Annotated in this window: 26 protein-coding genes and 1 pseudogene; 11 read left to right on the top strand and 16 right to left on the bottom strand. The window is 57.8% G+C overall.

The features are described 5' to 3' along the window. Window positions 1-68: 68 nt before the first annotated feature. On the bottom strand, window positions 69-290 hold the full coding sequence (locus ACPPVR_RS32375; protein WP_426610583.1) for a hypothetical protein: 222 nt from the start codon (window positions 288-290) through the stop codon (window positions 69-71). A gap of 132 nt (window positions 291-422) precedes the next feature. After that, window positions 423-716, bottom strand: coding sequence for a helix-turn-helix domain-containing protein (locus ACPPVR_RS32370; RefSeq protein WP_426610582.1), 294 nt, complete (start codon window positions 714-716; stop codon window positions 423-425). Between the two features lie 124 nt (window positions 717-840). Here ACPPVR_RS32370 and ACPPVR_RS32365 point away from each other — a divergent pair, with 124 nt between their 5' ends. Together ACPPVR_RS32365 and ACPPVR_RS32360 are read left to right on the top strand one after the other, a co-directional pair. After that, window positions 841-1,353, top strand: coding sequence for a hypothetical protein (locus ACPPVR_RS32365; protein ID WP_426610581.1), 513 nt, complete (start codon window positions 841-843; stop codon window positions 1,351-1,353). Next, complete coding sequence (locus ACPPVR_RS32360; RefSeq protein WP_426610580.1) at window positions 1,350-1,676, top strand: hypothetical protein; 327 nt, start codon at window positions 1,350-1,352, stop codon at window positions 1,674-1,676. Before ACPPVR_RS32365 ends, ACPPVR_RS32360 begins: the two co-directional genes overlap by 4 nt. A gap of 50 nt (window positions 1,677-1,726) precedes the next feature. On the opposite strand, the gene ACPPVR_RS32355 is transcribed toward ACPPVR_RS32360, so the two are convergent. From ACPPVR_RS32355 to ACPPVR_RS32330, 6 genes are all read right to left on the bottom strand, one after another. Further along, complete coding sequence (locus ACPPVR_RS32355) at window positions 1,727-2,803, bottom strand: hypothetical protein (protein ID WP_426610579.1); 1,077 nt, start codon at window positions 2,801-2,803, stop codon at window positions 1,727-1,729. 353 nt (window positions 2,804-3,156) lie between these two features. Then, window positions 3,157-3,561 (bottom strand): DUF5681 domain-containing protein, encoded by a 405-nt coding sequence (locus tag ACPPVR_RS32350; protein WP_426610578.1) that lies wholly within the window; start codon window positions 3,559-3,561, stop codon window positions 3,157-3,159. Then, window positions 3,554-3,925, bottom strand: coding sequence for a DUF5681 domain-containing protein (locus tag ACPPVR_RS32345; protein WP_426610577.1), 372 nt, complete (start codon window positions 3,923-3,925; stop codon window positions 3,554-3,556). The genes ACPPVR_RS32350 and ACPPVR_RS32345 overlap by 8 nt, the downstream gene beginning before the upstream one ends. Window positions 3,926-3,946: 21 nt before the next feature. Next, window positions 3,947-5,287, bottom strand: coding sequence for a site-specific DNA-methyltransferase (locus ACPPVR_RS32340; protein ID WP_426610576.1), 1,341 nt, complete (start codon window positions 5,285-5,287; stop codon window positions 3,947-3,949). Window positions 5,288-5,369: 82 nt separating this feature from the next. Then, window positions 5,370-6,083, bottom strand: coding sequence for a hypothetical protein (locus ACPPVR_RS32335; protein ID WP_426610575.1), 714 nt, complete (start codon window positions 6,081-6,083; stop codon window positions 5,370-5,372). 251 nt (window positions 6,084-6,334) lie between these two features. Further along, on the bottom strand, window positions 6,335-7,228 hold the full coding sequence (locus ACPPVR_RS32330; RefSeq protein ID WP_426610574.1) for an alpha/beta fold hydrolase: 894 nt from the start codon (window positions 7,226-7,228) through the stop codon (window positions 6,335-6,337). A gap of 267 nt (window positions 7,229-7,495) precedes the next feature. Between ACPPVR_RS32330 and ACPPVR_RS32325 the strand changes: the two genes are divergently transcribed. Together ACPPVR_RS32325 and ACPPVR_RS32320 are read left to right on the top strand one after the other, a co-directional pair. Continuing rightward, entirely contained in the window at window positions 7,496-8,560 is a 1,065-nt protein-coding gene (locus tag ACPPVR_RS32325) for an alpha/beta fold hydrolase (protein WP_426610573.1), read from the top strand. Between the two features lie 74 nt (window positions 8,561-8,634). Further along, window positions 8,635-9,615, top strand: a complete 981-nt coding sequence (locus ACPPVR_RS32320) for an alpha/beta fold hydrolase (protein ID WP_426610572.1) — start codon at window positions 8,635-8,637, stop codon at window positions 9,613-9,615. A gap of 18 nt (window positions 9,616-9,633) precedes the next feature. Here ACPPVR_RS32320 and ACPPVR_RS32315 read toward each other — a convergent pair whose 3' ends face one another. After that, window positions 9,634-10,176 carry a MarR family winged helix-turn-helix transcriptional regulator gene (locus ACPPVR_RS32315; RefSeq protein ID WP_426610571.1) on the bottom strand — a complete coding sequence of 181 codons (543 nt, stop codon included), beginning with the start codon at window positions 10,174-10,176 and terminating at the stop codon, window positions 9,634-9,636. A gap of 350 nt (window positions 10,177-10,526) precedes the next feature. Here ACPPVR_RS32315 and ACPPVR_RS32310 point away from each other — a divergent pair, with 350 nt between their 5' ends. Both ACPPVR_RS32310 and ACPPVR_RS32305 read left to right on the top strand, forming a co-directional pair. Then, window positions 10,527-11,990, top strand: a complete 1,464-nt coding sequence (locus ACPPVR_RS32310; RefSeq protein WP_426610570.1) for an adenylate/guanylate cyclase domain-containing protein — start codon at window positions 10,527-10,529, stop codon at window positions 11,988-11,990. Further along, complete coding sequence (locus ACPPVR_RS32305; protein WP_426610569.1) at window positions 11,990-12,295, top strand: hypothetical protein; 306 nt, start codon at window positions 11,990-11,992, stop codon at window positions 12,293-12,295. Before ACPPVR_RS32310 ends, ACPPVR_RS32305 begins: the two co-directional genes overlap by 1 nt. 75 nt (window positions 12,296-12,370) lie before the next feature. Here the strand turns inward: ACPPVR_RS32305 and ACPPVR_RS32300 are convergent, their stop codons facing one another. Further along, window positions 12,371-12,571, bottom strand: a complete 201-nt coding sequence (locus ACPPVR_RS32300; protein ID WP_027547784.1) for a DUF6494 family protein — start codon at window positions 12,569-12,571, stop codon at window positions 12,371-12,373. Between the two features lie 768 nt (window positions 12,572-13,339). Between ACPPVR_RS32300 and ACPPVR_RS32295 the strand changes: the two genes are divergently transcribed. Then, window positions 13,340-13,549, top strand: a complete 210-nt coding sequence (locus ACPPVR_RS32295; protein WP_426610568.1) for a hypothetical protein — start codon at window positions 13,340-13,342, stop codon at window positions 13,547-13,549. Window positions 13,550-13,655: 106 nt separating this feature from the next. Further along, the gene (locus tag ACPPVR_RS32290) at window positions 13,656-14,705 is read left to right on the top strand and encodes an alpha/beta fold hydrolase (protein ID WP_426616228.1); all 1,050 of its coding nucleotides are present in this window, start codon (window positions 13,656-13,658) and stop codon (window positions 14,703-14,705) included. A gap of 740 nt (window positions 14,706-15,445) precedes the next feature. Here ACPPVR_RS32290 and ACPPVR_RS32285 read toward each other — a convergent pair. Next, entirely contained in the window at window positions 15,446-16,486 is a 1,041-nt protein-coding gene (locus tag ACPPVR_RS32285; protein WP_426616227.1) for an IS110 family transposase, read from the bottom strand. Window positions 16,487-16,644: 158 nt separating this feature from the next. Between ACPPVR_RS32285 and ACPPVR_RS32280 the strand changes: the two are divergent. Then, window positions 16,645-18,083: pseudogene (locus ACPPVR_RS32280) on the top strand (IS1182 family transposase). Window positions 18,084-18,234: 151 nt separating this feature from the next. On the opposite strand, the gene ACPPVR_RS32275 reads toward ACPPVR_RS32280, so the two are convergent. Next, window positions 18,235-19,761 carry a winged helix-turn-helix domain-containing tetratricopeptide repeat protein gene (locus ACPPVR_RS32275; protein ID WP_426610567.1) on the bottom strand — a complete coding sequence of 509 codons (1,527 nt, stop codon included), beginning with the start codon at window positions 19,759-19,761 and terminating at the stop codon, window positions 18,235-18,237. Between the two features lie 180 nt (window positions 19,762-19,941). Here ACPPVR_RS32275 and ACPPVR_RS32270 point away from each other — a divergent pair, with 180 nt between their 5' ends. Then, entirely contained in the window at window positions 19,942-21,234 is a 1,293-nt protein-coding gene (locus ACPPVR_RS32270; protein WP_426610566.1) for a vanadium-dependent haloperoxidase, read from the top strand. 226 nt (window positions 21,235-21,460) lie between these two features. Here the strand turns inward: ACPPVR_RS32270 and ACPPVR_RS32265 are convergent, their stop codons facing one another. The 3 genes from ACPPVR_RS32265 to ACPPVR_RS32255 all read right to left on the bottom strand — a co-directional run bounded on the left by ACPPVR_RS32265 (window position 21,461) and on the right by ACPPVR_RS32255 (window position 23,956). After that, on the bottom strand, window positions 21,461-21,880 hold the full coding sequence (locus ACPPVR_RS32265) for a GFA family protein (RefSeq protein ID WP_426610565.1): 420 nt from the start codon (window positions 21,878-21,880) through the stop codon (window positions 21,461-21,463). An 889-nt stretch (window positions 21,881-22,769) separates the two neighbouring features. After that, on the bottom strand, window positions 22,770-23,138 hold the full coding sequence (locus tag ACPPVR_RS32260; protein ID WP_426610564.1) for a response regulator: 369 nt from the start codon (window positions 23,136-23,138) through the stop codon (window positions 22,770-22,772). 320 nt (window positions 23,139-23,458) lie between these two features. Further along, on the bottom strand, window positions 23,459-23,956 hold the full coding sequence (locus ACPPVR_RS32255) for an SgcJ/EcaC family oxidoreductase (protein WP_426610563.1): 498 nt from the start codon (window positions 23,954-23,956) through the stop codon (window positions 23,459-23,461). 130 nt (window positions 23,957-24,086) lie between these two features. Between ACPPVR_RS32255 and ACPPVR_RS32250 the strand changes: the two genes are divergently transcribed. After that, window positions 24,087-24,989: a LysR family transcriptional regulator gene (locus tag ACPPVR_RS32250; protein WP_426610562.1), complete on the top strand. Its 903-nt coding sequence runs from the start codon at window positions 24,087-24,089 to the stop codon at window positions 24,987-24,989. A 71-nt stretch (window positions 24,990-25,060) separates the two neighbouring features. Here the strand turns inward: ACPPVR_RS32250 and ACPPVR_RS32245 are convergent, their stop codons facing one another. Then, on the bottom strand, window positions 25,061-25,483 hold the full coding sequence (locus tag ACPPVR_RS32245) for a hypothetical protein (RefSeq protein ID WP_426610561.1): 423 nt from the start codon (window positions 25,481-25,483) through the stop codon (window positions 25,061-25,063). Window positions 25,484-25,548 lie beyond the last annotated feature (65 nt).

Raw genomic sequence — 25,548 nt, 5'->3', positions numbered from 1 at the left:
GGCAGCAACAGGGGCTGCCACTGACACGAGCCCGGCCTAAGACCGGGCACGCAAGCCGATAATCCTGGTCAGTCTTGCGCGAGCCTGTGCATGAGGGAGGCGGCGTCATGAAGCCGGCCGGCCTCGTAAATCAGTTGCTCGATATTCATCGAGATCGTGATGGCCTCCGGGACGCGTCCGGCAAGCGCACAGGCCTCGGCAGCCTTCGCGATCTGCGCCGCTTCGGACAGCTGTTTATGAATCTCGCCAAGACAGGCGATAACCGCGTCGTTGAAGGCTGGTTTGTCCATGTCCCATCTCCCCGTTTACGAGGAACAGTGACGCTCCCCTTCGCCCTGAAGTCGAGTGGATTCCGAGCAATTTTCTGGCTCTTTTTAGGGACAGGGCCATTCAGCGAACTGGTCTCGGCCGCTCTCGCTCTCTCAGCGACCCGAGCGCTTCGTTGGCGCCTCTTTTCCAGCCAGGAAATCGCGAAACACTTTCGAGGGATTAGCGCCTAGAGCGCGAACAATCGCAATAAACTCGAGCACATCTATCCGGCGTTCGCCGCCTTCATATTTGGCTACGAAAGATTGAGGCCGACCAAGCTTCTTCGCCAGAGCCTGCTGGCGGACCCCTGCGTCTTTCCGCATCGCGACAAGTATCGCAATGAAACGGGCATATTCAGTCGATTTGAGAGATTTTTGCATTGACCGCCGGCGCAAAGCGGCCAGCAATCTGATCCTGAAAAAGGATTATCCCAAAACGGGATAGTTGTGGTGGTCCGAGCTAACGTGAAGTTGTCGGCACATCAGGGAGGACATACCATTGCGTGCGCGAGACAGAACGAGAAATGCTAGTTTGGCCAAGGAGGCGTTAGTTTGTTTATCGCTGTTGATCCTCGCGGGAACTCCGTCGCTCGCCCAGCAAACGCAAAAAAAGGGCGGCACGCCATGCGATCCGCCAAACCTAAAGAAGATAGTAATCGATGAGCTAAATGCTTCGTCAGAGCTCGCGGGGCGGAAGATAAAGATCATTGACTACAAGAGCGACAAGCTACTACTCGCGGATCCGGCTAAGAATACGATTGCATGCCACACGACGATGGTGATCGCCGACGGCCAGAAATTCCCGGGTGTTCTGACCGTCGCTGCACCCGGCGACAAAACCGACATCGATTGGTACGATGACGACGCGGAAACGGGCCTGATGAAAGCTCGTAGTGTGCCAATGCCGGCTGACGAAACGACACTCATTGAGATATTGGCCAAAGCGCACGGTGCTTACGAAGCGGCGAAGACGGATTTCGCGAAGGGAGCAATCCGGCCACAGCGGGCAAGGCAATCTGTGCGTTTTTCAAATCTACTCAGGTGAAAAACTGGATAGGCAAACTCGTTCGCCTCACGACGAATGGTGACGGCAAGGGTGTTGTTGTGGTTGAAATTGCACCTGGCATTGTAGTCAAGACGTTCAGTACGAGCCTGTCGGATGCCGGATCCGACACGCTCGTCGAACCTGACACCAAGTTGTACTTCGCTCTTGGAGAAGCCGTCCAAGGAGACTATGTGAAATTTTCAGGCTCCTTCTTCGCGAAGGCGACCGATTGCTTCTTGGAAGACAGTCTGACGATGAATGGCTCGCTCTCAAGTCCCGAATTCATCATGCGGTTCATAAACGTGGAAAACGCTTCATTCTGAAAAGGCAAGTCTGATCGAGACGGCCGCAGGCGCTGTTTTGGTCGGCTAGATTAAAAACCGTCGCTATTGCCGAGGCCTATCGAAATTCCATAGCAAAAAGTGTCCAACAGATCGTCTTCTCGATCGCTGTCCTTGTCCCCGATCCGAAAACTTTCAACCTGATCAAGAAGGTGGTTGCGTGATTTTCGCTTGTAAATGGATACCTTGTTGAAGGCGTGGCCGGAGTACTTAATTTGTCCGCGATGGACGTAACCTGAGACGGAAATTGCGCGCTCGTCCTTTCCGAGGGCAGTCAATTTTGTATTGATCGGCCTCGACATCATTCCTCTGCGCTGCGCCTGTTGCAGAAGAATTGTGCCGGAGTTCTTATCTTCGATCCAGGCACCGAGCGCCCCACCCCTGGCTCCGCAGATCCTTGCAAGCTCTTCAAGTCGAATGAAGACCGATGGGAGCCACGTCTCCAGGGTCGCTCCTTCAATCTGCGCGATATCCCAATCAAGGATGACGAGCGGCGCAGATGGCCCAAAGCGATTTATCGCGAAATACGTGACCGCCGTCGCGTCGTGATCAGTCCCGGTTTTCGAGGCAGTATCGATAACGGCATATACGCCATCGCAAGAGCCGGGATACGCTGCGGGTTGGCCAGTCTCCAGAAGCTTTTCCCTGCTGAAGAATGCGACGCCGGACCAATCAACAAACTCCGCCTGGTATTCCTGCGCATATACCAGGTCGTTGTCTCGAGCAAGTTCGGCCAGAAGGCGCGTGCGGCGGTCGGTCCAAGTGGCAATATCCTCATGTCCCAATCTCTTGGGCAAGAGCGGGTTGTCCGCTGTGGTGGCGAGGTACTCGACGAAGCCGTACTGAGCGTCCGTGCAGATGTTGTAGAAGAAATTGTCGGGATTCTTTCCGGCAGAATTTGAGCAAACGAGGACTTCGCCATTGAAGTCGTAGAGCGTGGGCTTAATCGCCTTCTCAAAGATGCTCATCATGGAACCCTCGACCTTATTGTCGCCGTCCTTTGCGAATGCGGCCTCATCGATCACAATACGCCGGTAACGTCTGCTGCGACCAGCGATCGGATTCTCAAGGGTCCAAAAGTCCAAACGGCCGCCCGTCTTAAAGCGCATGACTGCGCTCTGTTTGGAAGTTCTTTCAATGAGAGGACGTAGGTCGACCACTAGCTCGGAATAGACCTCAGACCAGGTCCGGTGCTGGGGCGAGAACCAGGCGCATTCCCAGCCACGGAGGAGGCCGTCGGCGATCCAGAGTTTCGCATAGTCGGTCTTGCCGAACCGTCTCCCGCACCGAAGCGCTTTGAAGCGATGCGTCCGGAGCGCCGAATGAGCGGCTTCTTGCCCGATGTGGAGCGGAGTTAGAGAGAGACGCATTTTCGATGAAGACCGATTTGGTTCGTGGACCTGCAACCTCTGATCAGAGTACTGCGGAAGCCTCAGGCCTTTTATAAAGTGGAACGCAGCGTCTATTCTTTGAACGAGTCAGCCACTGCGGTCCCTGCAATATCTGCGGCCTTCTGCTCGGCCGTCTGGTTGGGAAAATCCCGGAGCCAACCGTCAATTTCAAGCATTTCGCTACGGGATACGCCGCCTCGCAGGGCATCTGCGCGAATCTTGAGGATCAGGTCTGCTGCGTTGATATCTCCCTTTACCGCTCTGTCGACGATGACCTTCAGACCCAGTTCTGCTCGTGTTGTCGTTCGGGTGCGGCCATGCTCGCGGTACTGGATTGGTGCTGTGAGGGTTCCCGAGATCACGTCGGCCAAAGCGGTCGGCTTACGTCTCGGTCGGCCCCGAGGGTTGCCGGAGCTTCCGGGCTTGAACTGAGACTGTTTTGGTGGCCGGCCGTAGCCGACGGCGTCGTCAGCCAAGATCGCTCTCCGACGTTCCGACTGATCCGACGTCGCTTGTGAATCTCAACTGCAGGGGTTGACGTCGATCATCATGCTCGTTCGCGAGGCGTCGGTATTTCAAGAGCGTGCGGGATGCCTTGGAATTCCCAGACAGCTCCTTTAGCTGAAGCCGCGATATGATGGCTTCGATGGCGGCAACGCGTTTTGTTTCTCCATTCAAAGTAAGCTTCACCTCGGACAGCAGTAGTCGATCGAGGATCTCTATCTCATTCTCCGGCCGTCTGGGCTTCTTACGAGGATTACCGCTTTGACCTTTCTTCCAGCGAGTCCGCAGGGGAGGGCGCCCGTACCCAACTTCATATTGGTCTGAAGGCTCACTCATTGCCGTCCATCCGCTTTGCCTTTATGAACTCGAATGTCTCGCCAAGAGGGCTGATTGCTCGTTTTCCAGTCGCGCGTGCCAACGCGTGATGGCGCCATCGACGTAGAGAGGATCGAGCTCGATGCCGTAGCACCGGCGTCCGGTTCGTTCTGCAGCCATGAGAGTCGTGCCGCTACCCAAGAAGGGATCGAGAACGATCGAGTTTCTATCCGTGCAGTCCAAGATGGCGTCAGAAACCATCTGAACCGGTTTTATGGTCGGATGTGTCGCCGGCATTTCTGCTGATCTGGCGGCTTCGGCTTTGAGAGGGCTTGGAGAGGAGTAATTCCAGACGTTGGTCCGATTGCGCCCGAAGCGGCCAAGTTGAATATTATTTCGATGGGATTCATTGCCGTTCTTGTAAACAAAAACCAGCTCGTGTCGTGACTTGTAGAAGGAGCCGAGTCTTCCGTTTGGTTTAACCCATACGCACAAGTTCATCAGCTCGAGTTTTGATGCGCGGCCTGCGGCAAGTATTTGCTCCATATGCCGCCAGTCCATGCAAGCGTAGATAATCCCGCCCTTGGTAACGCTCGAAGAAGCGTTCGATAATGCCGTCGTCAAAAATCCGGTAAACTCCCCATCGGACATCTCTCCGACAGCCATAGCGAACTCGCGATAGCTAGTTTTTCCATGCCCCGCAGCGTTACCGTCGATCTTTACGTTATATGGTGGATCCGTGAATACCATGTCTGCTTGGAGGCCGGCTCCAAGTGTGACGTAGCTTTCTTCCTCGAGTGAATTGCCGCAGAAGACGCGATGGTCTCCGAGGTGCCAGAGATCACCCTGCTTAGACACCGAAGGACCCTGCGCAATGAAAAGTCCGTCGTCCTCGTCAACGGACTCTTCCAGCGATTGTATTCGAAAGTCGATCTCGGGTGCTTCGAAGCCGGTGGCTTCAATATCGAATTCTAGCGCTAGATCGGCCAATTCCTTGAGCTGAATGGCCAATCTGGGTTCATCCCAAGACGATCTATCCGTCAGCTTGTTGTCGGCCAACATATACGCCTTGGCCTGAGTATCGGTGAGGTGATCAAGCAAGATCACGGGTACATGCGTCAGCCCGAGAAGTTTGGCGGCCTCGCAGCGACCATGACCGGCCAGGACTTGAAGGTCCTTGTTAGCCAGTATCGGTGCATTAAAACCGAACGTGGCGATACTCTTCGCGATCGCACGTATTTGAGCTTTGCTGTGCTGCCGAGCATTGCTTGGGTGGGGCTGAAGATCCGACACCAAGCACTGGAGGATTGCCCGGCCAGAGGTGAATTTCGTCAGTTCGGCATTGGAGCCGAAGGGCGTCCCTCGGAAGAGATAGTCGTCCATCGCGTACATCCTGAAAGTTCAGCAACCTGACAGGATGTTATTGGGGTAACTGACGTGGGAGATAGCCGACCTAAATTCCCGCCTATTGAGGGGGATATTCGGTCCCAAGGAACCAAGATGGTCTCCCGCGGCGTTGGCATTGCTCGAGATCGCGCCACCAAATCAATCGCTTAAGTCCGATCGATTCAGCGTTTTCCTTCGCGAGCTTAAAATGGTGTTTCCACCCATTGATTGGGTCGCCAGCTCCGTCTGAACTGCCCCCGGACGCAAGCCAGTACGCCTGAGCGGCCTTGGCTGCGCTTGGACTCCTTATGCCGGGTTCGAATTTGTTGAGAAACCGCCCCAGTTCGAGGATCCGAGCAGCGCAAAGTGTTTTCGCATCGAAAATATTCGGTGTTTTCGGCTTGCCCCTTCCTCTCTTGGTCTTTCCATCCTTTCCTGCGACGATGGACGATGAGCGTGCCCTCGAAGTCCTCTTGGACAAATCTTGTACTGCAGCGATCAGCGCGCCGAGGGGCGGTGATCGATTCTCTGTCGCTTCAATAAGATTTCGAATGTCAGGATTATTCAGATTGCTTCGAGCAAGAGCCAGTGCGTCTTCGATCTCGGACAACATTTCGGCTGTTTTAGCCCTTGAGGGGCGGATCTCGTCTGCCATGCGATCATGCTGAATTCCTTGAGCCCACCATTCCAAAAAGGCCGGTAGCCAGGGCGGCACATTAGGCGTGACGAGGGCCGCTACTTCCCTGAAGCTTGGCCGTGTCGGTTCAATCCTCTTCCGTTTCGTCGGTTTCATCGAGAGCTCGGAGGTTTGTGAAGCTGCCTCCAAGATACTCAAAATCGGGTCGAGGTTCACGATCGGCCTGTTGATAATTGGCTATATTTAAAAAGAGGGAGATATTCGCGTAATGGTAGATTTGGAATGTAGGCTCCTGACGATGATGACCATTTCGAGCATGGGGCGACAAACTACGAAGCTACGGGTCAGGAGTTCGAATCTCTTCGGGCGCGCGCCGACGTCGACTTTTGCGAAGCGACCACTTGCGATTAATGGCCTGCAAGCATGATCCGGGCGACGTCAGCAGGCGCGTCGATCTGTGGCCAATGCCCTGCATCAAGGGCATGAAGGACAGCATTCCGGGCCTGGGATCGCATGTGTTCGGCAACTGAGACATGAAGGTAGGGATCGGCCTTCCCCCAGATCAGTAGGAGGGGAACGCTCGACCGCCTAAACTCCATCAGACGGGCCGTGTTTGCAGCGACCTCGTCTGTCAATTGGTAAGTCATCTGCGCGAAGGCAGGTCCGGCGCTCGGCCGCTGCCTGAAGTTGTTGTCGATAATCGGGCCGAGGAACTCTGTGTAGCGGGCCTTCTGCACCTCAGTGAGCCCTACCTGCATCTGGTCACGCTGAAACCCCAGCAACCAGGCAAACTGCTGTGGGCTCGCGAGGAAATGCATGTGAAGGGCTTTCAACCCTTTATTTGAGAAAAGTTCAATAAACTCGGGAACCCGCAGTCCTGGGGCGTCGCCGTAGAATGCGTTCATCAAGGTGACGGCGCTAGTGCGATCCGGATGCTTCAGGGCGAAATTGACAGCTGCAGGGCCACCTGCGTCGTGTCCCACGGGGATGATCTTATCGAGGCCCAAGGCCTCCACTACCGCCTCCAGATCACCGAGCTGTTGCGCGAAACTGTAGTGCGCACCCGCCAGCTTGTCGGATGCGCCGAAACCCAAGAAGTCGACCGCGACCACCCTGCGACCGGCCGAGACCAGATGCGGAATGAGTTCATCATAGATGTGCGAGTTGTCGGGAAATCCGTGCAGCGCCACAAATGCGGGTCCATCGCCGGGAAAGTCGCGGACATACACGCTCCCGCGATCGCGTTGGATTCGATGTTCGGTGAAGGCCGGGAAAGCGGCGCCATGGGAATGCGTCATCATGTGACTCCTTCGTGGCGAGGACGACGGTCGGCCGATCTCGCGTTTTTCGTCGGCACTTGACGTTAGGGGCATATGCCAGCATATTATGGGCATATGCCAACGATATGCGCAAGGGGGCCGGGTCCGCCCTTTAAGTAGGGAGTGCAGGCTTTTACTCCGACCGAACCGTGGAAATGGATAATGATTCAGAAGATGCCCGATATCTCTCGCCGTGCTCTGCTCGCGGGCGGGACTGTCGTTGTTGCAAGTGGTCTCCTGGAGGGTCAAATGGCCAAAGCGCAAGGTTCTGGAAGTGCCCAGGGCGTTCACACTACGACTAATGATATTCTCCTGCAGGCTCACACCTTCAGCTCGCCCCGCCACACGACGCGCTATTGGGAGGCCGGCCCCGCCGACGGGCCCTTGATGATTTTCGTTCACGGCTGGCCCGAAATTGGCCTGATGTGGCGTGCGCAGGTCGAGGCCTTCGCGTCCGAAGGCTGGCGTTGCATCGCGCCCGATATGCGCGGTTACGGCGGATCATCGGCGCCGGCCCCCTCAGAGGCCTATGCCCTGAAGGAGATTGTCGACGACATGGTCGAGCTTCACGACCATCTGGGCGCGCGTCCTGCAGTCTGGGTCGGCCACGATTTGGGAAGTCCTGTTGTCGGGGCGATAGCCGCCCATCACGCGGCACGCTGTCGCCGCGCGGTGTTCGTCTCTGTCCCTTACTCGCCAGAGGCCTTCGCGTTGCCGAGCCTCGTGCCACTCGTCGACCGTGAGCTCTACCCCGCCGACGGATATCCCGACGGGCCATGGGACTACTATCGCTTTTATACGACCCATTTCGACCAGACGGTCGGCGACTTCGACGCGGACATCCCCGCGACGCTCGCGGCAATCTATCGACAGGGAAACCCTGCGGCGATCGGCAAAGTCTATCGGTCAGCCTTGGTCTCGGCAAACGGGGGGTGGTTTGGTTCTGCACGCCGTGCCCCGGCAGTTCAGCCCGACCCTACGCTCTGGCCACCCGCCGACTTCGATGCTTTGGTCGAGGCGTTTCGCGCTCGCGGTTTCCGGACGGCCAACGCTTGGTACCTCAATGACACCGCCAACCTCGTCTACGCCCATGCGGCACCCGACGGCGGACGCCTGCGCCAGCCCGTGCTGTTCGTCAATGGCAATTGGGACGCGCTTTGCGACATCACCCACGGCCGCCTCGGAGATCCCATGCGCAGCACATGCCAGGATCTCTCCGTAACGGGCCTCCCCGCCGGCCATTGGTTGCCGCTCGAGCGCAAAACCGAATTGACCGAAGCCATTCAGTCGTGGCTCAAAGCGAAAGGTCTGTAAGTATAATGCCAATCTCGCGACGCACTTTGCTCGTGGCCGGGACGGCCGTTGTCGCAGGCCTGTTGGAGAGTCAAATGACGAAGGCAGCGAATCCCAGAGGCGACTCGGATCTCAAGGAGTACGACATCGCGACCAATAGCATCTCCTTGCATGTCACTGAGCAAGGGGAAGGGCCAGCGGTTCTCTTCTGCCACGGATTTCCCGATACGTCCTACACGTGGCGCCAACAAATGAAAGCCACCGCCTCAGCCGGATATCGAGCAATAGCCCCGGATATGCGCGGCTATGGACGCAGTTCCGCTCCGGCGGATGCAACCCTGTACACGCCGTTCCAAACGGCCGGCGACCTGGTCGGCCTGCTAGATGCACTAAAGATTCCCAGCGCGGTTTTGGTGGGGCATGATTGGGGTGCTACTCATGCCTGGAACGCCGCGATGATGCGTCCGGACCGATTCAAGGCAGTCTTTTGCCTGAGCGTGCCTTACGTGCCGCGTGGGGACGTCAGCGTCTTCGAGCGTATGCGGAAGTCGGGCCATCAAAACGACTTCTACATGTTCGAACAGATGCGACTGGACGCCGACCAAATTTGGGCCGACGCTGCGGTCACGATCCCGGGGATTCTGTACTGGGCATCAGGCTCTGCTCCGACAGATAAACGCTGGAGCCCTATGGATCCCGCACGGAGCCTTTATCGTGCCGCTCCTGGACCGTTACCGTCGTGGGCTGAGCCAGACTACGTCGCTCATAACATCGCGGAGTTCCAGCGCACCGGCTTTCACGGTGGTCTGAACTACTACCGCGGCGCAGAGCCCTATTTCGATCTATCCGCCGCGTTCAAAGGCGCAAAAGTCACTCAACCCAGCTTTTTCATCTGGGGAAAGGCAGACGGGTTGAGAGAACTCTATCCGTTGAGCATCGACCAAATGCGCGCCGGCCTTCCGGGTCTCGTGGGCGGGCTCGAACTCGACGATGTGGGCCACTGGGTGCAACACGAAGCCTCGGACCAGGTGAGTGACCAACTCGTGAAGTTCCTGCACACCGTTGCCCCAGCGTAGTTCGCGATAGGACGTGACTCAATTCGTCGTCTGCGACTTCGGGCGCGCTTTAGCGGTGGGCGAAGTGGTCGGAGCTTCGAAGGCATCATCAAACTCTTCCGCAGCGATGACAGCGAGCGCCTTTCGAAGTGATGCCGCTCTCTCAACGCCGAATTTACGTTCAAAGCGCTTCTGCGCTTCCTGCCATAAGGCGGTAGTTTCGCGGAGTTTGCTTTCCCCCTTCCGGGTAAGCTTTGCCAATCGGTTCCGCTTATCGTCGGGGTCTACATCGAGGACGACAAATCCGTTTCGTTCAAGCGGCTTGAGGTTATGACCAAGCGCGGATCGATCAAGCACAAGAGATGAGGCAAGCTGGCCCATCGTTGGGCTTCCGAAGCGCGCAATGTTCAGCAGAATCGATCGCTGCGTGGAGCGCAGACCTGTCGGCGCCAACACGGAATCGTAGAGCTGCGAGACGCGACGCGTCGCCTTCCGCAAAGCGGTGTTGTTGCACCGGCTATTGTCGCCGAGGTCTAGATGACTGTCGTCCGGTGGTTCGATTGCAACGGGCTGTTTCCGCAATCCTCGCCCCCCCTGTTGTTTCCGAAAGCTTCGTTGACCAAAGCTAGCATATACGCTCATATAAATACCGGGCATATGCCAGCAAAATGCCAGACATCGAAGCGCGCGAGGCTCTACTCATCTGCGGGTGAGAAATTGGACTCACGTCAGCGCGCCAGACTTCCGTTGTTGGCCCTTAGTTGCTATGGCGTAACGCCGGGCTCAGGTCCGCTCAGCGAGGCATAGCGGACCACATTTGCTCACGTTGAGTTCTTCGCCTTTTGACCCAAATGAGACATTTCCCCTAGCGAGATAGCAGGTCAGTATGGTCTGATCCGAAAGAACGATTTCCCGGTCTTGGGGGGTCTCACTTGAGCGGCAATCGGGTCGAACGGCGACTAGCAGCTATTGTGGCGGCGGATATTGTCGGTTTCAGCCGCTTGATGGGGTTGGACGAGGTCGGCACCGCGCGCGCTCTCCGCGAACATCGGGCCGTCTTCGATGCACTGGTAGCAAAGCACGGTGGCCGGATCGTCAAGAGCACGGGCGACGGCGTGTTGCTTGAGTTTCCTTCGGTCGTCGACGCAGTCGAATGCTCGGTAGCTGTGCAATCGGTAATGGCCGAGCGTAACCACGACATTCCGCAGGACCGGCGAATGCTTTACCGGATCGGGATCAATCTCGGTGACATCCTGATCGAGGGCGACGACATTCTCGGTGACGGTGTCAATGTTGCGGCGCGCCTTGAGGGCATCGCAGAACCCGGCGGCATCTCTATCTCGGCTTCTGCTTACGATCAGGTTCGCAGCAAGGTTGCGGTCGAGTTTGTCGATTTGGGCGAGCAGAGCTTCAAGAACATCGACCGTCCCGTGCGCGTCTATGCAATCAAACCAGGGGGGACGGCAGCGCCATCGACCTCGGCGCTTGACATTAAAAAGCTGCTTCCTCTACCTGACAAACCTTCCATAGCCGTGCTGCCGTTTCAAAACATGAGCGGCGATCCGGAGCAAGAGTATTTCGTCGACGGCATAGCCGAAGACGTGCTGACGACCCTGTCAAAGATACAGGAGTTGATGGTCATAGCGCGCAATTCGAGCTTCGCCTTCAAGGGGCAGATAAAGGATGTGCGCGAAATCGGACGAATACTCGGTGCACGCTATGTGCTGGAAGGAAGTGTCCGCAAAGCCGGCAATCGAGTGAGGTTGACCGCGCAGTTGATCGACAGCTCGGACGGCAGTCATCGGTGGGCGGACCGCTTTGACGGCAGGCTGGACGATGTGTTCGATCTGCAGGACCGTATCACCCAAGAGATAGTCGCGGCGATTGAAGTACAGTTGACGGGTGCCGAGCAGGCCCGGATTTGGCGGAAGCGCTCCGGCAGCCCATTAGTCTACGAGCATTTCCTAAAAGGTCGGAAGCTTTACGAGAATTTTGCCAAGTACACTCATGCGCAAGCCCGAGTTCAATTTGAACAAGCTCTGAAAATCAATCCCGCCTTCACACCGGGACTCTACCTGCTCGGCCTTACGCTAACCGATCAGGCTCGATTTGGTTGGGAAAGAGACCGAGCCACCACCTTCGAAGCAGCACTGGACTGCGCGGCCAGGGCTTTGGCAGAGGATACCTGCTGCGCCGAAGCTTATCTGGTCATCGGGTACGTTCGCTCATTCCAGCGCCGCCATGACGAAGCCGTGGCGGCTGGAGAAAAGGCTGTTGCTCTCAGCCCAAGTGGCGCGGACGTTTATCACATGACGGGAATGTATCATGGATACGCCGGTAATTTCCGAGAAGCTGCGCTCTCTACGAGGAGCATGCACAGCGATGGAGTCCGCTAATGGTTCTTACATCCAAGGTCGATGAAGCGCGGGCAAGGTACCACTTGGGTGATTTCATCGCGGCGCGAGATATCGCCTCACAAGTCTTGAAAGAGAAACCCCGCTGGCTGACCGCACACTCGACTCTCGTGGCGGCCCTCTGGAATTTGGGTCATGAGGGGGAGGCGCGTATCGCTGCCAAGGAGTTGCTGGCTCGCAATCCCGGGTTTTCCGTCGCCCGCTGGGCGCACGGCCTGCCCTATCGCAATCAGGAACATCTCGACGCGTTGATCAATCCATTGCAACTGGCTGGTCTTCCCGAATGAAAGGACTTTGCAATAGCAACCCGTGACGTCGCCTGTTGACCCTGAACGGACGTTGGGTCGCAGCGTGTGCCCTCGTCAGAGTGCGACTGTTTCCTCGACAACATGTTTCAGCGGCGTCCCCTCAGCGGACAGGGTCATTCGCAGTTTGAGCTCGCCACCTTTCACCGCCCCGCTACGCACTAGGTTCTCGATTTCACGCTGCGATGTAACTCCGACATGCTTCAGAAACTTACGGATAGCCATGTTGAAGCGGTCTTCATCGAACTCGGCGGTCATGGCTTTTCTCCCTGATCGGCTGGGCAAAGTCTAACACATTGGCGATCCCGTGTTTACAGCCCCCAAGTCCCGGACTAGGGATCAATGATCGGGACGTTCATCGGCGGCTTGCTTCTGGGCATCGTGCCGAGTTCAATTTTGTTGCCGGGAGTGGCTGCGATCGTGGTCATCTCAGCGGCGCCTCGCTTCGCGGCGTCGCTCGTCAGAATGTCGGCCTGTTGGCCTTTCTCGGACCTCCCGGCATGTCTGCTTCTGCGCGCTGCTGGCGTGATCGTTGACCGCATGCGGCCCGGCAGGAGGCGGCGGCATGCCAGATCAGGAGAACTCACCGGCCTATGCGGCGCTGCCAAGAAGCCGGAAGCGAAGTCCGCTTCAGGGAGCGCGGCAGACCAATTGTGCCCCAAGGGAGTTCTTCGGCTTGTGACCCAGGCTGTGCGAAAACTCAGACGCTGAATCTGCGCGTAGAATTTCCATCTCGATTTCGTCGCCGCGGAAACCAATCGCACCGGGAGGTGCTGCTGGTAGAGGGCAATTGAGAAAACTATTCTGAGCGTCCTTGGCTCAGATGCGTTTTCACACAGCCTTGACTCAAAGCTGACAATAACTTGTCCGCCTGCAAAGATCGACCACATCGAGACGCATGCTGTGTCCCATACCGTGCGGCCGGCATACAGCCTTCGTCTTGGCCGAAGGCTGCTACCGAATCTTCCGAATTGCGCTAAATCTTCGGCCGACTATGCTCGACCAACCTCGAACAAGGCTCTGGTCATGGCTACATCCGAAAAACTGCTTTCGCTCATCGCGATCAGACTCGCCGCGCTCCTGATCGTCGGCTTCGTCGCACAGACCGCGACGGCAGATTATCCGCAAAGGGGGGTCGCCTACGTGACTGATCGCGCTGTTGTTCAGGTGCAGGCCCCCCCTGCCGCGAATCTGGCGGCGGACGCGAGATTACGAGATATGCTGTTGCACGACTGATCCTTGCGAAGTCCGCCTCTTACGTTTCTCGGACAGCAGGGCGGCGGCCAACACCACGCGGGCGAAAGAAGCTCGAAACCATGGAGGATTGCAGATGGCTGCAAGCATGACATCCGAACACGTCAACCATTCTCGCCGCCGCTTCTTTGGCACCATGGCAGCGACCATTGCCGCCGCCAATCTGGGTATCGTCGCGGCCGCAAGCGCGCAATCCGACAACGTCGTCCGGCAGAGCGCGACGTCCGACGCGATTGCCTCGTTCGGGCCGCTGAAGCAGATCAACGCGGGGCTGCTGAACGTAGGCTATGCCGAGGCCGGTCCAGCTGATGGTCCAGCGGTCATCCTGCTGCACGGCTGGCCCTACGACATCCATAGCTTCGTGGAGGTTGCGCCCCCGCTCGCGGCGCAGGGCTACCGGGTGATCATCCCCTATGTGCGCGGCTACGGGTCGACGCAATTTCTTTCCGCCGACACGCCGCGCAACGGTCAGCAAGCCGCAGTAGCTGTCGATGTCATCGACTTGATGGATGCCCTCAAGATCGAGAAGGCCACCTTGGCCGGGTTCGATTGGGGTGCGCGCTCGGCCGACATCGTTGCGGCACTGTGGCCGGAACGTTGCAAAGCCTTGGTGACGGTGAGCGGCTATGCGGTCCCCAACCGGCAAGCCAATAAGGGGCCGTTGCCGCCGGCAGCCGAACTGCAATGGTGGTACCAGTACTACTTCGCCACCGAGCGCGGCCGGGCCGGTTACGAGAAATATCGGCGCGACTTCTCGAAGTTGATCTGGCAGATCGCGTCGCCGAAGTGGAAATTCGACGATGCCACGTTCGACCGCAGTGCGGCCGCCTTCGATAATCCGGATCATGTCTCCATCGTGATCCACAATTATCGCTGGCGACTTTCGCTTGTCGAAGGCGAGTCGAAGTACGACGATGTGGAAAAGAGGATCGCGATGGCTCCAGTCATCACTGTGCCGACCATCTCCATGGAAGGGGACGCCAACGGCGCTCCGCACTTTCCGGACGACACGCCCTATCGCGCAAAATTCACGGGCAGATATGAGTACCGAGTCATCAAGGGCGGTATCGGGCACAATCTGCCGCAGGAGGCGCCGCAGGCCTTCGCCCGGGCCATCGTCGACGCCGGCCGGCTCTGATTGCCGCCTAAACAGGCGCTACTTTTCCGGGTCCATGGCGGCGACCTTGACGTCGCCGGAAAAAATTCATCACGAACGTCTCGGACCTGTGTCCGCGACTATTTTCCGTCTGGCTTACTCAAGTTCGCAATCTGGTGATGCTTCCACATTCCGTAAGGCGTGAAAACATAGCCAAGCAACGCCCAGCCAATCATCCACGTTATCACCATCCAACTCGGCAACTCCACCAACGTTCTTGCTACGACCGGAGCGAACATTCCAGCAAGCCACACAAGTGCAAATCCGACAGCTCTGCCCCAACCAAGGTTGACCGAGACATAGGCCAAATAAGCTCGCAAATACTCGCCAAAATCCCGCATTTTCTCAGCTTAGCATGCATGACGAAGAGTTAGAACGTCCGTTTCTGGCCCCTTTCAGACCTGTCAACCATCCCGATGAATGTCGGCTTACGAGGGTAAAGTGGACTTCCGGTCAGCATCCGCCAATGTCGCAGTTTGACCCTGGCTGTTCTCTAATTCCGGGCGTGAGGTCAAGCTCTCCTTGAACATCCTTGCCGGGGCCATGGTTCTCTCCGCGGTAGGGGCGTGCCCTCCGCATGATGGCGTAAGATGACGTTAGCGGATCAATGTGTGAAGCGCGCTTTGCCCTTTCGAGCACCGCAAAGCCAGGGGCGATCTCACCAACGCCAGCGTCCCGGCAGGGACGTTCGCTCCCGCTGTTTGGCGGGAACTCGTTATCCTTTATGCAGGCTGATCAGCAGCATCCCTTGATGACCATTTAAATTCGGTACCATCGATCCACATCCGATGCAGAATGACGGCAAGTTTTCGGGCAACCGCAACCTTGGCCTTGCGTAGCCCGCTTCGTTTCGCAAGCCGAATGCCCCACGCCTTGAGTGCTGACCATTTTGCTACGCGTGTGAGCAGCACATTGGCCGCCTCGTAGAGGTAACTTCGCAGCATCTTATCGCCGCATTTCGAGATTCGGCCCGTCCAGTCAATCTCGCCGGATGCGTATCGGCGGGTCGTTAGCCCTGCGTAGGCTCCGACGCTTCGTGATCTCTTGAAGCGAGCGGGGTCATCGATCGTCGCAAGGAAGCAAAGGGCCGTGACCGGGCCGATGCCAGGAGCCGTCATGAACCGTCGCACCTGAGCATTGTTGCGAGCCAGCCGCAGCACTTTGCGGTCAAGGTCCACAATCTGTTGCTCGACGGCCTCGCGTGCCTTCAGCAATGGATCTACCGCGGCAAAAAGCTCTGACCGATCCTTGGCCAACTGCGCGGCGCGCACAGCAAACATATTCATCTTTGCTCGTCCGATGACAAGCCCAAGGTTCTTGAGGAGCCCTCGGATTTGATTTTCGATATCCCGCTTGATCTTGACGAGCAGAGCTCGACTGACAAGAAGGGCTTTGGTCGCATGACTATCGAGATCCTTCACGCAAACCTCCTTGTACCAACCACATTGCATGATACGCGCTATGCCAGCAGCATCATTTCGGTCGCTCTTGTTGATCTGCATCTTCAGAACCGCCTTCGCATGCCTGGCGTCAATGCAGATAACGGGTAACCCGATCTTATTCAGTTCGGTCCACAGCCATGTCGACGTTGCTCCAGTCTCGAGCCCAATCCGAACGACGTGTGGCGCGTGCAATTTGATGAATGTCGCAATCGCCTCCGGGTCAGACGTAACCACCCCTTCGCGCTCGACCTTTCCTGTCCGATCGACGATGCAGATCGAAGTCAGTTTCAGTGACACGTCTAATCCGACATAGTGCTCGATTGCCTCTCTCCGTCATTGCAAGGCCCTGAGGTAGGCCTCGTCGAGCCCTGGAGAGCTGATTCCCGGAGCCTGAGTATGGCTCCGAGTCCGGAATTACCCCATGTGTGAAAACGCTGCTGCTTTGCTATGATTCTCTCGTGAGTCTGCGGGGGAAGCTGATGAGGCGCTTCGTTGAGCAGGCGGATCGTGGGCAATGCACCTTATTGCCTGAATGCCTCGATGATTCATTGACGAGAGCAACCCTGTTCGCGTGATCGACGTGTTTGTCGATGCGCTCGATTTGGCTGAGATGGGCTTTGAGGGAGCGGAGCCAGCCGCAACGGGTCGGCCGTCGTATCACCCCTCGGTTCTCCTGAAGCTTTACATCTATTGCTATCTGAACCGGGTACAATCGAGCCGGCGGCTCGAACGAGAAGCCGGCCGCAATGTTGAGGTGATGTGGCTGCTGGGTCGGCTCGCTCCCGATCACAAGACGATTGCCGACTTCCGCAAGGACAGCGGCCTGGCACTGCGCAAGGTATGTGCGCGCTTCGTTGAACTCTGCCGAGAGATGGGTTTACTGGCGACGGCAAGCGTTGCGATCGATGGCAGCAAGTTCAAAGCCGTGAACAACCGGGACAAGAACTTCACACGGGCGAAGGTGGAACGGCGTCGTGCTCAGCTGGAGGAGAGCGTCGCGCGCTATCTGAGCCAACTTGACACGGCCGACCGACAGGAGCCGAGCGAGGCGCTGCCGGCGAAGGTGACGAGGCTTACCGAGAAGCTGACGAAGTTGAAGGAGGAGATGGGCAAGCTTGCCGCCTACGAGAAGCAGATGCTTGCTTCGCCGGATCAGCAAATCTCCCTGACCGATCCGGACAGCCGTTCGATGGCAACCAGTGGCCGCGGATCCGGCGTTGTCGGTTATAATGTCCAAGTCGCCGTCGATACCGACCATCACCTGATCATCGCGCATGAGGTGACGAACAGCGGCTCAGATCGGGCACAACTTGCCAATATGGCCATGCAGGCGAAGACTGTTCTGAAGACTGAGGCGCTCGAGGCCGTTGCCGATCGCGGCTACTTCAGCAGCCCGGAGATCCTCGCCTGCCACGAGGCCGGCATCACGGTAACTCTACCCAAGCCGATGACTTCGGGCGCCAAGTCGGACGGACGCTTCGGTAAGCAGGACTTCGTCTATTTGCCTGAGGAAGACGCCTATCGTTGTCCGGCCGGGGAGCGATTGCCGTATCGCTATACCAACGAAGAAGCCGACAAGATGCTGCGGCGCTACTGGACCAACGCCTGTAAGAATTGTTCGATCAAACCCCAGTGCACGCCCGGGTCAGAGCGCCGGATCACGCGATGGGAGCACGAGGATCTACTCGACGCCGTGCAGCAACGGCTCGATGCGAACCCGCTCGCCATGCGCCTTCGTCGCGAGACCGTCGAGCATCCGTTCGGCACGATGAAGGCACGCATGGGAGCGACGCACTTCCTGACCAAAACTCTGCCAAGGGTAGCCTCCGAGATGGCGCTCTCGGTTCTGGCCTACAATCTGACCCGAGCAATGAATATCCTCGGGATTAGGCCGCTGATCGCCGCGGTCGCGGCCTGAGGCCGGCCCAGTTTTGGCTTCAGACTGACGACCCTGTTAGGGCGTTTTTACACGGCCAAGACCCATTTCGGACATCGCATCACCTCGCCACCCCTCGGCGTAAACGCGAATGCTGCCGGATATATTTGAATCTCAGGAAATCTCAGCGGGCTCATTCCTCTGACAACCCCGCCTTTCGCATGCCGTCCAAGAAGCGTTCCATCAGTTCCGGTGTCTGATACGGAACGCATTTTCTGATCCAGTCAATCGACAATTGGGGGTGCTCCAACCGTATCTCGGCAAGAAATTGCTTGGCTTCTTCAACCTGCCCTGTCTGAGCGAGACTCGCGCAGCGCATGCGTTGGGCGCCCTGAAAGCCGGGACGCAAGCGCAAAAGTTCCTCGGCGTAGAGGAGCGCTTCTCCATACCGGCCGGCGAGATAGTGGGTGACCGCGATGCCTCCGAGAAACATCGCCATTTCCGGATCGAGGGGGCTCAATCTGATGGCGACTTCGCCGTGGGTGATCGCCTGGCTATCCAGCCCTGCAAAAGCCAAGCCATGGCTGAGATAGCAATGCGCCGCGGCCGAACTCGGATTGAGGGTCACCGCGCGCCGGAACGCCGCGAGCGACTCTTCGGTGCGTCTTTCCATCATGGAAGAATAACCGAACGCGATCTGCCCCCACGGATCGCAATCGTCTAGGGCGACGGCCCGCACGATGTGCTCACGACCAGCGAGCAGGCCCTGATCCCGGTCGATCCAGCCATTGTGTGCGGCAAACACCAGGCAAAACCCCAACAGGCTTCGCGCCGGGGCGTAGTCCGGATAAGCCTCGACGGCTCGTTTGAGCGCGTCCATCGCAGCTGCATTATCCGATCGCGTCAGACGCCAGACATGCGTCCGTGCGCGCGCCACGTACTCCCAGGCGCCCAGATGATCTGGGGAGCGCGAAAAAGCGCGAACGCCTTCTGCTGCCAGGAGGTGAGGCTCGATCGCAGCGACGACGCTGCTGGTAATCTCATCCTGCACGGCGAAGATATCGCCCAGTTCGCGGTCATATTGTTCGGCCCAATGATGGCCTCCGGTTACGGCGTCGATGAGCTGGGCGCTGACGCGCAACTGCCTGCCGGCCCGGCGGATGCTGCCTTCCAGCACATAGCGCACACCGAGTTCGCGCGCCACCTGCCTGACATCGACCGCGCGGTTCTTGTAGACGAAGGTCGAGTTGCGGGCGATGACGAACAGCCAACGAATGCGGGACAGTCCGGTGATCAGGTCCTCGGACATGCCGTCGGCGAAGTACTCCTGAGCCGGGTCGCCGCTCATGTTATCGAACGGTAGCACCGCAATGGAGGGGCGACTGGGTAGCGGCAGGAAGCCAGCCTTGTCAGTCGCCGTCGAACCAGGAGCCGCGATCTCGGAAGAATTCGCCGTTTGACTATCGGCCTCGACCACGGCGGGCGCGAATAGATAGCCGCGCTTGGAAACGGTCTGGATATCGGTCTGGGTGTCATCCTGCAGCGCCTGGCGGATCTCCTTGATGCACTGGACCAGCGAATTCTCGGTGACGGCGACATCCTGCCAAACCTTGTCGATCAGTTCCGCTTTCGGAATGAGTCGGCCCGGGTTCTGCACGAGATATGTCAGAACGTCGAAGGATTTCGGGCGCAATGACAGCGCGATACCATGGCGGCGCAAGCAAGCCGTCCGGCGATCGACGAGGAATCGCCCAAAACGATAGCTGCTGGTTCGCGATGAATCTGACAGGGTGATTGGCCTTGGTTGGCTAGTCCCGCTGATACACTAGAGCATTTCACCGGAATTTCATCGCTTCTTCACGACGCCACGTCCCGGATGTGTCAGCTATCGCGCCCGGATATGAGCGTTGCGCCCAGGAGGAACTCGGCCATGAAAATGAGATCAACAGCTCCCGTTGCAGCATTGCTTGCCAGCGCCGTTGCCATTGCGCTCATCGCCACCCCCGCTCGCGGCGACGTTATCATGGACTGGAACGCCAAGGCGGATGCCATTGGCATCGAAAAGCAGCTTCCGAACGCCGCAAACGCTCGCGGCCAGGCGATGCTTCACGTCGCGATGTTCGAAGCGATCAATGCCATTGACAAGCGATACGCGCCCTACAAGCTCAAGCTCAAGCTCACAGCAGACAGCGCGACCTCCCGCGATTCCGCCGCTTCTGCTGCCGCTTATGGTATCCTCTCGGCGCTTTACCCCGACCAGAAGACCGACCTCGACGCAACGCTTGCGGCTTCGCTATCCAGAATTACCGAATCTGAAGCGAAGGCCAAGGGGATTGAACTAGGAAAACAAGCGGCGGCCGGAATCCTTGCTCTTCGTGCCAATGATGGCAGCAATGTCCCGGAAGGCTATCGTCCGGTGACGGCGCCGGGCGTCTATGTGCCGACGGCGATGCCGATCGAATCGACAAGCGCCAGAATAACGCCGTTTGCCATGCAGACCGGCGCGCAATTCCGTCCGGCGCCGCCTCCGGCGCTCAACTCGGAAGTCTGGACTCGGGACCTGAACGAGATCAGGGAGGTCGGAAGCAGCGTCAGCACCAGGCGCACGGCCGAGCAGACGACGATGGCTCGCTTCTGGTTCTTCACCGGCCCCCGGACCTATAACCCGATCGTCCGGCAGGTCGCGTCGGCCAGGAAGATGGATCTCGTGGATTGCGCGCGCTTGTACGCCCTGACCTCGATTGCGGGGATGGATGCCTTCATCGCGGTATTCGATGGTAAATATACATACAATCTCTGGCGCCCGGTGACGGCAATCCGCAATGCGGACCTCACGTCCAATCCGGCGACCCCGCGCGAAGCGTCATGGCAGCCGCTGGGCACGACCCCGATGCATCCGGAATATCCCTGCGCGCATTGTATCGTGGCAGCTGCGATCTCCACCGTTCTGCAAAGCATCGCCGGCAATGAGATCGGTGAGATTACCCTTGTCAGTCCGACTGCGGCCGGCGTCACCCGCAAATGGTCGCGGCTGCAGGACTACAGCGACGAGGTTTCCAACGCCCGCATCTACGCCGGCTTCCACTATCGCTTTTCGACCGAAATTGGAAAAGAGATGGGACAGAAGATCGGCGAACTGACGGTGGCAACGCAATTGCGCGGAGCCGAAGCTTCTGCGCAGCAGAAGCCCTGAAACCGAAACGGTGCGTGCCACACGATATGGGCCCACACCTCTGAATGAGGCCGCCCGGTATAGGCGGCCCCATTCAATACAGACCAATGTCTGGGTTTGGCACTTTTCGGACCTGACGCACCTGATCGGCGATGTCCGCTGATCGGGGAAGAGTGGAAGTTCGCGGCGCGCTTGTCAAAGTGACGCGATTGACCCACACTCAGTTGAGGCGAAAGTGGGTGGTGGCTCAGTTTGATTTTTTTGGGAGGTAGTTTTGCTGGAAATGCTCAACGGCACCATCAATATGAACCCAGTCATGTTTCGTTTGCTCTTCAACTGATATGGCAGGGGCTGGGTATTTTGGATTTGCCATCGCGCCGACTGCAACGCCGATCAGCGCGGGCAGATTGCTGAGTTTCCAGTAGACTGTTGAGCCGCACTGCGGACAGAAATAGTTATGGATTTTCCCGCCGCTTGCGGCGTCGTGCGTGAACTCTTTTGAGGTTCCTGAGATGGTGGCAACATCAGCGGGGTAATAGGCGCCTACACCGAACGGCGCGCCGGTTCGGCGTTGGCAGTCGATGCAGTGACAAGCAACGACTATCTTGGATGGCTCTTCTGGAAGCGAAAGCGTGACAGCACCGCAACTGCATCGAGCGCCAGCCATCGAAATGCTCCGATTGATTCTGAGCAAGCAAAGCTTACCGCGAAGTACTTCGACATACCAAATTCCAAACTGAGGCACTACCCGAAAGTGTGGGATGTCCGCATCTGGCCCTTCTGAGACCTGCCGACCACTCAGATGAATTTCCGCTGTCGAGGGAGGAGCAGGTGTCGTTCAGATTACTCTCAGGAGGCCCGCTGATAGCCTTGTGAGCTCAAGCTACAATTTGCGCGGGCACCGGATGCAACGGTGACACCCGACTCAAACGTTCTCACCGCGTCAGTATGAGCCGAGGAGCGTGCGCACAAGGGCTACTCGGGACGCGGCGGCAAACGAGTAGAGCTCAAATCCGAAATTGCAACCTGGCGACCTGCGGTATCATTGATGTGAACCTGCCATCCAGAAGCCTCCATCGCGCGCGCTTTCTCGATCGCCGCAGTCGGGCTTATGCGGACTGTCGAAGCGATCTGACCGTTCTTCGATCCAACAATTGTGAACGTCACGCTTTATCGCCCTGTGGATGCGCATCTTATACGTCATAGTCAGCTCTAGGACACGGTCACTGACGTGCTGCGGCGCCGAAGGGTTTCTAAATGATTGCACCATTTGGACACGATCAATGTGCGCGCGTCTTCTTGGAGAGCGTAAGTCACATTCTTGTCTTTCGTTTTGCAGCGAGCAGTGACTCGCAAACATTCCAGCGCTCGATGGGTGCGCTATTGCGCGGGAACGGGCCATCATGGGGCTGCCGCAGGCCCCGCGCCTTGCTTGAGCGTCCGACGTGCTCTCAGGGCTCGTGCTTCCTGTGGCTCCTGCGGTTGTGCAGCGCGCTTCAGTCCGCGCGGGGCAGCTGTGAGGATTATCTGCCCTGACCAAAGCAAGTAGATGCAATCTAGGCGACGCCGACTAACTCCCGGATCGCGCCGATTACTTCGTGCTTAGAATAGGGCTTCGGCAGAAAGCGCCCACCCTCGGGCATGTCATCCTCCGCGATCCTGGCGTGGCCTGACGTGGCAATGATCTTGATAGGCGGCCATCGTCCGCGGACGAAATGGGCGAGCTTCAAGCCGTCCATTGAGCCGGGCATGTGAATGTCCGTGAAGATAAGATGGATGTCAGTGCGCCGCTCAAGGACGGCGATTGCTTCATCGGCGTTGCGCGCTTCGATGACTTCGAAGCCAGCTTCACTGATGGTGTCTACCGCGCCCAAGCGAACAAGCGGCTCGTCTTCGACGATGAGAATGACGGGCGGCCTACTCATGGAACTCTACTGAAACTTGTTGCCAATTGCGGTCAATGCGCGGGCAAAAAGTATTGTTCCCTCAAACGGCAAATGGATGCCAATGAGTGTCCGGCCCCGCGCGCTCCTTGAGTGTCTGACGTGTTCTCAGGATCGCGGTGCGAGCTGCGAATGCTGTGGCTCTTCCGCTGGTGACCACAAATGGCGGAACGCTGTAAGCCTGTCCATGTCCGTTGTTCGGGGTACAGCGGACGCATCAGTGACCGAAGGGGACTTCCGATTTGGACCCGAAACGGACGTACCGACATGTGCGCCCAGAAGCGTAGTCGATCACAGAGCTCTCATCTAGGAGGAGGCGCGAAAGGTGCAACCAGCGTATTGTGGAACGCTGCAACCTGCCATACCCCGGCGTCCTTGACGAAGACGCGCAGACTTAGCTCCTGATGCGAGGGCAATGCATGTCCGTCTGGAGCAACCAAGCCGCTCAGCTCATTGGTGACATTCGCGAGCGCAACATCGGGCCGTATGAATCTAACCGCGACATCCATCGTTCGCTGCGTTGCGTTCTTCGCCCTGCCCGAGAGTATGGCCGACAATCCCTTCTCGATTCCGGCTTGGCCGTTCATCATGTCACCGCGGACGCTGACAAATCGGGCGTCCGGCGTGTACATTCGCGCAGCAGCGTTTCCGTCGTGATTGTTGAAACCGTCGGTCATTTCTACAATGACTTTGCGAATGGCCATTTCATCTTCGTTGCCGCCGGTTTGCTGTGCACCCGACATTGATGCTGTCCCAAAGGTGACCAAACCGACCGCGACAAGAGCATTGATTTGTTTCATTTCCGCTCCTTCGTTGGACAAATATCAGTACGTTTTGCCTTCAGTCGACGCAGATGCGGTGTAGCATGGGATGTGGTCGCACGGGAGCCGCGGGTCTGCGCGTCGGTTCGGCAAAAATGCGGATAGGCAGATGTTCGATTGGAACGACCTTCGCTATTTTCTGGCGGTCGCGCGCGGTGGTAGCATCGGGATCGCCGCAAAAGCCTTGGGCGTTAATCAGTCGACCGTTCAGCGCCGTCTACGGGCCCTCGAAGTGGCTCTAGATTGCTCGCTTGCTGAACGACAGGCGGGGGGATACCGGCTGACAACGCACGGCCAACAGCTATTGGCCCACGCTGAGCAAGTTGAAACGACCGTCAATACGCTGCAACGCAAATCGGCGTCGCTCGACAAGCGCGTGGCTGGGCTGGTCAAGCTCACGAGCCACGTGACGGTGGGTCAGCGCATCATCAAATCGGGCTTCCTTGATACCTTTCATTTGGAGAATCCCGGCATCACAGTCGAGTTGATCATGGAGCAGCGCAAACTCGATCTTTCCAAGGGCGAGGCGGACATCGCAATCCGAGGCGGAATTCTTGACGATGACCCTGCGCTGGTTGGACGAAAAATTGCAGAGGTCCCTTGGGGAATTTACGCCAGCCATTCATTTGTCGAACGCCAAGGCCGGCCGGCCACGCCTGTCGACATCAATGGCTTCAGCATTGTCGAACTGGTTGATGAGATAGAGGCATTACCGGCGGCGCGGTGGATGAAGATGCACGCGCCAGCCGCAAGGGTCGCGGTGCGATGCAGTAATATTCCCAGCGTACACTTGGCAATCAAGTCTGGCGCCGGTATCGCTCCCTTGCCGGCAGTGTATGCGGCGGAGGACGAAGCGCTTGTCAGTGTGCTCGGTCCATTGCCGGAATTAGACTATCCAATGTTCCTTCTTGCACACCGGGACGTTCGCAGAATACCGCGGGTCAATGCTGTTTTCGAGTTTTGCCTCAGGGAACTAAAGTCAGTCCTGATGCGCGGCGAAATGAAGAAATGAGCGCGCTGCGACTTCCGGTTTTGGCCATGAGCCGACGTCGCTCCAATCCAGCGCGATACTTGCCAGGCTTCTTAGCGGCCGTAAGGGAAGCAGCGGTGGCGATCGAGTGTGAGACCGAAATGCGCTCCCAGCGCAGCGATGGCCGCGTCCTGTTGGGGATAAGGATCGGCATTGGATGCGGCAACGATGATGATCTGGAACCTGCCGCGATCCTTGCCACCCGGTGGCAGCATCGCTGTAGCCAGTGCATTGCCCTCCCTGTCGCGCAACGTGAGGAAAACCGGCATCTCTCGCCGTACATGGGCCTCGAGGCCGATGTCGCGCTCGATCGCGTTGGGCCGCTCGGGACGCCAGGACTGGACTGCCTTTTCCCGCTCGTTGTGGAAATATTTCTCGACTGTGTGGTTCATCAGGCGCGACTCATGCGCCGCTTCACCTTCGGTCTCGATACGGAACCAGGTCTTACCCTTCGGCGCGTCGCAAACATACTGCATTTCGCTCGTCCTGCGATCGCCGCAATTCTAGGGCGGCGGGCCTGCAAAGCCAATATGAGACTAGC

Origin of the sequence: Bradyrhizobium sp. McL0616, assembly GCF_049993385.1 — a bacterium.
In the GTDB taxonomy this organism is placed as follows: Bacteria; Pseudomonadota; Alphaproteobacteria; order Rhizobiales; family Xanthobacteraceae; genus Bradyrhizobium.
The sequence above is the reverse complement of the archived record's forward strand: the minus strand, read 5'-3'. Positions and strand labels throughout refer to the sequence as shown.

Coding starts and splice junctions, on each gene's coding strand:
- ACPPVR_RS32305 (WP_426610569.1), top strand. CDS start 11,990: ATGGTTCTTACATCCAAGGTCGATGAAGCGCGGGCAAGGTACCACTTG.
- ACPPVR_RS32290 (WP_426616228.1), top strand. CDS start 13,656: ATGACATCCGAACACGTCAACCATTCTCGCCGCCGCTTCTTTGGCACC.
- ACPPVR_RS32270 (WP_426610566.1), top strand. CDS start 19,942: ATGAGCGTTGCGCCCAGGAGGAACTCGGCCATGAAAATGAGATCAACA.
- ACPPVR_RS32295 (WP_426610568.1), top strand. CDS start 13,340: ATGGCTACATCCGAAAAACTGCTTTCGCTCATCGCGATCAGACTCGCC.
- ACPPVR_RS32325 (WP_426610573.1), top strand. CDS start 7,496: ATGGCCAAAGCGCAAGGTTCTGGAAGTGCCCAGGGCGTTCACACTACG.
- ACPPVR_RS32345 (WP_426610577.1), bottom strand. CDS start 3,925: ATGAGTGAGCCTTCAGACCAATATGAAGTTGGGTACGGGCGCCCTCCC.
- ACPPVR_RS32335 (WP_426610575.1), bottom strand. CDS start 6,083: ATGAAACCGACGAAACGGAAGAGGATTGAACCGACACGGCCAAGCTTC.
- ACPPVR_RS32320 (WP_426610572.1), top strand. CDS start 8,635: ATGACGAAGGCAGCGAATCCCAGAGGCGACTCGGATCTCAAGGAGTAC.
- ACPPVR_RS32300 (WP_027547784.1), bottom strand. CDS start 12,571: ATGACCGCCGAGTTCGATGAAGACCGCTTCAACATGGCTATCCGTAAG.
- ACPPVR_RS32355 (WP_426610579.1), bottom strand. CDS start 2,803: ATGCGCTTTAAGACGGGCGGCCGTTTGGACTTTTGGACCCTTGAGAAT.
- ACPPVR_RS32250 (WP_426610562.1), top strand. CDS start 24,087: ATGTTCGATTGGAACGACCTTCGCTATTTTCTGGCGGTCGCGCGCGGT.
- ACPPVR_RS32260 (WP_426610564.1), bottom strand. CDS start 23,138: ATGAGTAGGCCGCCCGTCATTCTCATCGTCGAAGACGAGCCGCTTGTT.
- ACPPVR_RS32330 (WP_426610574.1), bottom strand. CDS start 7,228: ATGATGACGCATTCCCATGGCGCCGCTTTCCCGGCCTTCACCGAACAT.
- ACPPVR_RS32245 (WP_426610561.1), bottom strand. CDS start 25,483: ATGCAGTATGTTTGCGACGCGCCGAAGGGTAAGACCTGGTTCCGTATC.
- ACPPVR_RS32375 (WP_426610583.1), bottom strand. CDS start 290: ATGGACAAACCAGCCTTCAACGACGCGGTTATCGCCTGTCTTGGCGAG.
- ACPPVR_RS32340 (WP_426610576.1), bottom strand. CDS start 5,287: ATGGACGACTATCTCTTCCGAGGGACGCCCTTCGGCTCCAATGCCGAA.
- ACPPVR_RS32255 (WP_426610563.1), bottom strand. CDS start 23,956: ATGAAACAAATCAATGCTCTTGTCGCGGTCGGTTTGGTCACCTTTGGG.
- ACPPVR_RS32265 (WP_426610565.1), bottom strand. CDS start 21,880: ATGGCTGGCGCTCGATGCAGTTGCGGTGCTGTCACGCTTTCGCTTCCA.